6 protein-coding genes are annotated in these 6,683 nt (G+C 50.6%); 4 read left to right on the top strand and 2 right to left on the bottom strand.

Annotated elements, in window-relative coordinates:
- Both Q0W37_RS14905 and Q0W37_RS14900 read right to left on the bottom strand, forming a co-directional pair.
- Positions 1–1,817, bottom strand: a 1,817-nt coding sequence (locus tag Q0W37_RS14905; protein ID WP_297702337.1) for an InlB B-repeat-containing protein, incomplete at its 3' end; no start/stop codon positions are given.
- A gap of 293 nt (positions 1,818–2,110) precedes the next feature.
- Positions 2,111–3,016, bottom strand: a complete 906-nt coding sequence (locus Q0W37_RS14900; protein WP_297702336.1) for a TIGR02172 family protein — start codon at positions 3,014–3,016, stop codon at positions 2,111–2,113.
- Positions 3,017–3,166: 150 nt separating this feature from the next.
- On the opposite strand from Q0W37_RS14900, the gene ruvA reads away from it, so the two are divergent.
- The 4 genes from ruvA to Q0W37_RS14880 all read left to right on the top strand — a co-directional run.
- A complete protein-coding gene (gene ruvA / locus Q0W37_RS14895) occupies positions 3,167–3,775 on the top strand; it encodes a Holliday junction branch migration protein RuvA (protein WP_297702335.1) in 609 nt (202 codons plus the stop codon).
- A 44-nt stretch (positions 3,776–3,819) separates the two neighbouring features.
- Complete coding sequence (gene ruvB, locus Q0W37_RS14890; protein WP_297702334.1) at positions 3,820–4,863, top strand: Holliday junction branch migration DNA helicase RuvB; 1,044 nt, start codon at positions 3,820–3,822, stop codon at positions 4,861–4,863.
- Between the two features lie 252 nt (positions 4,864–5,115).
- Positions 5,116–6,153: a glycoside hydrolase family 16 protein gene (locus Q0W37_RS14885; protein WP_297702333.1), complete on the top strand. Its 1,038-nt coding sequence runs from the start codon at positions 5,116–5,118 to the stop codon at positions 6,151–6,153.
- Positions 6,154–6,322: 169 nt separating this feature from the next.
- Positions 6,323–6,683 (top strand): GntR family transcriptional regulator (locus Q0W37_RS14880; RefSeq protein ID WP_297702332.1); only part of this gene is annotated, 361 nt, incomplete at its 3' end.

Raw genomic sequence — 6,683 nt, 5'->3', positions numbered from 1 at the left:
TTGTAGTTGCCAGTGGCCGTGACGCTGCCGCCGCTTATTGTGACTCCGCCGTTATAACTGTAGATGCCGTCGTAGTAGCCATAGGCCGTGACGCTGCCGCCGCTTATTGTGACTCCGTTATCACTGTAGATGCCGACACCGTTTGTACTAGTGGCCGTGACGCTGCCGCCGTTTATCGTGATATTGCCGGCGCTGAAGACTCCGGTGCTGCTGCTGGAGGTGCCCCCGATTTCGTCAAGGGCCGTGACATTCAAAGTTCCACTTTGCCCGCCCTGCCCGTAAATGGTCAGATTTTCATTGGCGTAGATTCCGAAGTCTTCACTTTTAATCTCTATCGTTGCATCGTCCGCAAGGATGAGATGTGCGTCACCGTTAAACGTGACTTGGCTCGTGTATTTCACCTCGCCTTCAACCACGTACCAGCCGCCGGGGAGGTTATCCACATTTATGCCATTAGTGAGCAAAATGTAATTCTGGGTTTTCTTTGTTCCGCCGTTTTCGTCAATGTATTCGACAGGCGTATTCTCATTCCAATGTGCGTAGGCGGTCGTGTTCTCCGTGACTGCTTTGGTAAAGTCGAATTCTGTGTTGCCGTCTTTGGCGGTAAACCATCCCTCAAACGTGAAACCGCTGCGAATCGGGTCGTTGGGCTTTTTGACGTGAGCAACGCCGTTTTCGTCGAAAGTAGTCAAAAGCATTATGGGGTCGTCGCCGTTCTGAGCATCGAACGTCACTGCGTAGCAAGGCTCAAGTTTCTTGCTTTTAATAGCGGAAAGTTGCTCGCCAGTGAGCATGCCGCTATACACGTTGCCGTCTTCGTCTTTGAACGACTTGCCCTCTGCGATGGAGACGGTGCATGAATCAACACCGAGATGGATGCTGCTGACCTTGATGAAGTCGGTGCTGTTCGTCCAGCCAAGGGTGATGTTTCCACCCCTGCTGTAGATGCCGTATTCTTTGCCAGTGGCCGTGACGCTGCCGCCGTTTATCGTTATATCGCCAGAATAGCTGTAGATGCCGTAACCGCCTGTGCCAGTGGCTGTGACTTTCAAAGTTCCGCTTTGCCCGTTCTGCCCATAAATTGTCAGATTATTCGATGCATAGATTCCATATATACCTTCAGTTTCAATCTCCAGTGTTGCACCGTCCGCAAGGATGAGATGAGCGTCACCGCTAAAATTGACCGAGTTCCCATAACTCACTTCGCCCTGCACCACGTACCAGCCGCCTCCGAGGTTGCTCACGTCGGTTAAGGAGGTAAGCACGGTGTATTCGCCTGGCTTGCGGATTTGCTCCTTGCCGTTTTCGTCGATGTAATGGAAATCGTTCGTCAGCACCACGGTGATGTAGTTGAAGAACTTGTTTTTCGGAACACTCACGCTGATGGAGGTTGAGTTTGGGGCGATGTTGGAGGAAGACGCCTTCTCGACATCATCTTCCTTGAACGTCACGCTTTTGAAGTAAAAGCCCTGACCCACCGACACCGTGAAAATCGTGTTTTCTTCGGTCCTGAAGGCCGTCGTGGATGTCGATTTTTTGTTTTCGTTTTTGTCGGTCTTGTCCAAATCTTGATCGGGCGTGAAAGTGATGCCATAACCATCGTTCATGGAGTGCTCTTCGTTGGCAGGCCAAAGGGTTTTTATGCCATTCCTCCAATCGCAAACGGTTTTACCATCCGCATTGGTAATATAGGCATGTGGAATAGTGCCTGTCACTGAAATTTTGTAAGTCAAGGTGACATCCTTCGCCCACGCGGTCGAAACAGCCGCAGAAAGAAGGAAAATTGCTAAAAATGCGAATATTTTGATGTTTTTCATAGGGTAAAGCATCCCATTTTATGTTAACTAGCGTCAAATTTAGAAAAAAGGTAAAAAAAAATCCATAGTTTAGAAAGTTTATATGCAAAAAAACGGCCCCGTAGGACCGTTTCTTTAAATCAAGCGTTTATACCTGAACTTACTTTTTCAGGTAAATTCCCTTGGCCTTCGGCTTGCCTACGCTGCGGCCCTTGAGGTCGAAGGTGCGGCGACCCTCGCTATTCAGGCGGATTTCGCCCGTACGGGTATTTAACAAAAACTCTAAAGAAATGAGTTTGTTCAAATCAAAGGATCTAAACTACAGCTGCCATAATGTCGGCAACGTTATCCAAAGAGATTCCTTTGAGAGCATTTTTAAGCATCACGTTCAAAATGATATACTTTATAGGTCCCGGCGCAGGGATCATATGGTACTTTATTGTGACCACCAAGGCTAAGTAAAGCCGGATCTTCTTTCCGAACATTTCGTCGGGCTGAATCGCCCTGCCAAAATAGGCTGCCGTAAATTCTACCCAGTAGTCGCGCAACTGTTGTTCTGTCATGTGGAATATTTGCTGCAAGCCTTTTTTCTTACAAAGAATTTGGGTAAACATATACAGAATGGCTATATCAAACAGGTAATGCCCATACCCGAAATCGCCCATATCAATCCAGTAATTTTCACCGGTCTTGTTGGAATGTACGATATTGCCCGGCTGGAAGTCGTACTGCAGGCAACCATGGCTATCGGGAACCAGCTCTAGGGCGGCTTTCAGAATAACCTTATACTTTCTGAACGTGAACAGCCTGGGTATCGCCTCGCGTATGGAATCTTTATAGCACAAGAACTGGCTGGGGTCGCAGTTTATGCCATGAAATTTTTTCGCTTCTTCGGCATGGATTTGGGCAATGCGCGGCAAGTCGCTTGGATTGTCGTGAATCATCCTTGTGAACGAAACCTTTTCCTGCACCTTTTCATAGATAATGCCAAGGCGCCCCGATTGAGGTTCTTCGACCATTTCGATCGCCGCAGGAGTCTTGAAGCCAACAGATGCGATTTTTCGAGAGTTTTCATACTCCGTGATAAAGTCATCCTTGTTTCTTCCTGACTTTATGAGCTTGAGCATGATGCTCGAATCCGTCTTCGAGAAATAGCTCTCGCCAAAGGCCCCTTCCCCTTGCAATTCCCAATCATTTAAATCAATCTGCCTGTAATTCATAACTATGAATATAAACAAAAAAAAGGCCAATTAGCAAAAAATTTGCCATTTTGTCCCAAATTCTACATTTTTATTCGGAAAGACTTGACAGAGCGCACAAAAAAGTGTATTTTTGAGCAGTAGCACAAAAGAGCAATTCAGGAATTAGTTATGATCGAGCAGGTCCGAGGCATTCTGGTACAGAAATCACCTACGTTTGTCGTTGTAGAATGTGCGGGTGTCGGTTACGGCATCAACATTTCGGCATTCACAGCGGGCAAGCTCCCTGAAGAAGGGGCTGAAATCACGTTATACACGAACCTCGTGGTTCGCGAAGATTCCATGACGCTTTTCGGATTTGCCGACAAGACGGAAAAAGATACCTTTATCATGCTGCTCGACGTAAACGGTGTGGGCCCCAAGCTTGCCCAGCGCATTCTGAGCGGAAGCTCCCCCGCCGACCTCTTAAACATGATTGCAAGCGACAACAAGAGCGCCCTCGGCAAAATCAAGGGGCTCGGCAAAAAGACCTGCGAACAGATGGTGCTCTCCCTGAAAGAGAAAGCGGGGGCCATGCTACAGGCACTCGGCGACGTGGAAGGTTCCGGAATTACCGGAATGGGAGCGCTTACGGGTGCAAAGATGGAGGCCGTTCTTGCCCTGCATACTCTCGGCGTGAAGGACCCCGCAGCCGAAAAGGCCGTAATGAAGGCCGCCGAAATTCTTGGAGATACAGCCGATGCCGCAGCACTTATCCCTGAGGCCTTGAAGTACCTTTAAAAATAGGAGATGCCCGCCTTCGCGGGCATGACAATCGAAAAAATATGGACGACCAGCGCATTATTTCTCCAGAACGTCGAACGGGCGACGAAAGCGATGTAGAACGTACGCTCCGTCCGCCTAGCCTTGACGAGTTTACCGGACAGAAAAACATCAAGGAAAGTCTTTCGATTGCCATAGAAGCGGCCAAGCACCGTGGCGACGCGCTGGACCATTGCCTGTTCTGCGGACCTCCGGGTCTTGGCAAGACCACTTTGGCGGGAATCATCGCCAAGGAAATGGGCGTGAACATCCATATTACGAGCGGCCCCGTCCTCGAAAAGGCTAGCGACCTCGCCGGGCTCTTGACTAGCCTGCAAGAAAACGACATTTTGTTTATCGACGAAATTCACCGCCTGAACCGCGTGGTAGAAGAATACCTCTACCCCGCCATGGAAGATTTTCGGCTCGACATCATGCTGGACTCGGGGCCTGCCGCCCGCAGCGTGAACCTGCCGCTCAAGCATTTTACGCTGGTGGGCGCAACTACCAGAAGCGGACTCTTGACTAGCCCGCTGCGTGACCGTTTCGGCCTCCAATACCGTCTGGAACTTTACGACGACGAAGACATCAAGAGCATCTTGATGCGAAGCGCGAAGATTTTGAATGTCGGGCTCGAAGAAGATGCCGCCAAGCTCTTGAGCGGGCGCTGTCGCGGAACGCCGCGTATTGCAAACCGCGTCCTCAGGCGCTGCAGGGACGTTGCTCAGGTTCGCGGCACCGGAGTCATAGACCTGATGTCGGCATCCAAGACGCTTGAAATGCTTGGAATCGACGGAGAAGGCCTCGACTTTATGGACCGGAAGATTCTTTCGATGATTATCGACAAGTTCGGCGGTGGCCCCGTGGGGCTTGGCACCATCGGGGCCGCGCTCGGCGAGGAGCCGGACACCCTCGAAGAAGTCTATGAGCCGTACCTGATCCGCAAGGGGCTCCTCGCGCGAACGCCGCGTGGCCGTACCGCCACGCGCACCGCCTACGAGATGTTCCACAAGAGCATTCCGAAAGCACTCGCCGAAACATTTGTGCAGGAATCGCTGGATCTTTAAGCAAAAAATTTCCCCGAATTCTAGGGTTTTAGGGGCGGAGCCCCTAGGCGAAAGGGTGATGGAAGCCCCGATTTCATTCAGTATTGGATTGCTTCTGCAACAATAATCGGGGCTGAAATCAGGGAGAGACTTCTCCCTTTTCATAGTTCGGTTGATACACATTTATCTTTTTGACATTTGCAGATATTGCAGGGTCATTTTTTTCTTTATAAATTCATTACCGGTGATGTGGATGTGTTAATCGGAGGCATAATGCATCTTAAAACGACTCTTTCCGTACTCGCAATCGCGGCGGTAGCAACTATGGCACAAACTATAGACGACAGAGATTATACCGGCGCCGAGCTCTATACAAGACAGACCTGGATGTACGGTAAGTTCGAAGCCCGCATGAAAATGGCCGCAGGCTCCGGCACGGTCAGCTCCATGTTCCTCTACCACAACGACTCCTACCTGGGCGCCCCGGAACCGTGGGTCGAAGTCGACATCGAAATTCTCGGTAAGGATCCGGGTAAATTCCAGTCCAACATCATTACAGGATACGGTCCTGGTGAAAACACCAAGATTCAAAGTGCCGATCCTAGCCACGTGATTTCGCCAGCCTCAAACGAATCATTCCATACCTACGCCATGGAATGGACTCCGAATTATGTTTCCTGGTCAATTGACGGCCGAGAAGTCCGCAGGACCGTAAATGGCCAAAATGACAAGAACCAGGTCGAAGACTTAAAGAAAAAAGAACAGGGACTGCGATTCAATCTCTGGTCTCATGAAGATGCAGGCTGGGTCGGTCCGTGGAACGACGCCATTTTGCCGGTATACCAGTTCATCAACTGGGTTAAAGTTTATAACTACACTCCGGGCAAAGGTCCTAACGGCAGCGATTTCACGCTCGAATGGGCTGACAACTTTGACGATTTCAACACCGCCCGTTGGCTCAAGGGCAACTGGACATTTGACAAGAACCGCGTCTACATTAGCTCGAAAAACATTTACCCGAAAGATGGCATGGTTATCCTCGCCCTTACAAAGAAGGGAGAAGAAAGCTTCAACGGTCAGGTTCCTCAGGATGCCGCTGGCGACGCCGAATTCACCAACGGCACACAGCAGCAGTCTTCTAGCAGCGAAAGCGAACAAAACATTCAGTCGAGCTCTAGCAGCGATACCCAGGGTATTCTCACGAACCGCGCAAAGCTCCAGAACAAGGAAATCCGTGGCACAGTCAATGCCAAGGGCGTTCACGTGAACCCGAACAACAAGGCCAATTACCAGGTAGACTTTAACTTCTAGAAATTCATCCAACCCCAAACAACCCCGGCCTGCGCAGGAACCTCCCCTGCGCAGGTCTTTTTTGTCATCCTCGACCGAAGGGAGGGGATCCAGCGCAGCATTCCCTGTTTCGTCATCCCCGCGCAGGCGGGGATCTCCCGTTCTAGCGACATTTATTATATTAATCCTCATGAAACAGCGGATTATCAAGGCTTTGCTCGACATGAACCTCGCCGAGGGCGACCGACTCCCGTCGGTGCGTACTATGATCAAGAGCTTCGGTGCTTCGTCGGGCACGGTGCAGGCGGCGCTCGCCGATCTTGAATCCGCCGGAAAAATTTGCAAAATCCAGGGAAAGGGCTGTTTCTGGGGTACGTCTCCCCTGCGGACCAAGGTTCCCTACGTTCACGAGACAGTCTCCGAAAAGCTCGCCAAGGCTTTCGAGCGCGACTTTGCGCAAGGCTACCTGAAACCCTCGCAGCCGCTTCCGCTTTCTAAGGAACTCTCCGCACGCTACAACGTGTCGCAGGGGACGCTCCGTAAGTTTCTCG

It is taken from the genome of uncultured Fibrobacter sp., from assembly GCF_947166265.1.
GTDB lineage: Bacteria > Fibrobacterota > Fibrobacteria > Fibrobacterales > Fibrobacteraceae > Fibrobacter.
The sequence above is the reverse complement of the archived record's forward strand: the minus strand, read 5'-3'. Positions and strand labels throughout refer to the sequence as shown.

Bases quoted from the DNA above. Each gene is read 5' to 3' on its own strand.
- Q0W37_RS14900 (WP_297702336.1), bottom strand. From the start codon at position 3,016: ATGAATTACAGGCAGATTGATTTAAATGATTGGGAATTGCAAGGGGAA.
- ruvA (WP_297702335.1), top strand. From the start codon at position 3,167: ATGATCGAGCAGGTCCGAGGCATTCTGGTACAGAAATCACCTACGTTT.
- ruvB (WP_297702334.1), top strand. From the start codon at position 3,820: ATGGACGACCAGCGCATTATTTCTCCAGAACGTCGAACGGGCGACGAA.
- Q0W37_RS14885 (WP_297702333.1), top strand. From the start codon at position 5,116: ATGCATCTTAAAACGACTCTTTCCGTACTCGCAATCGCGGCGGTAGCA.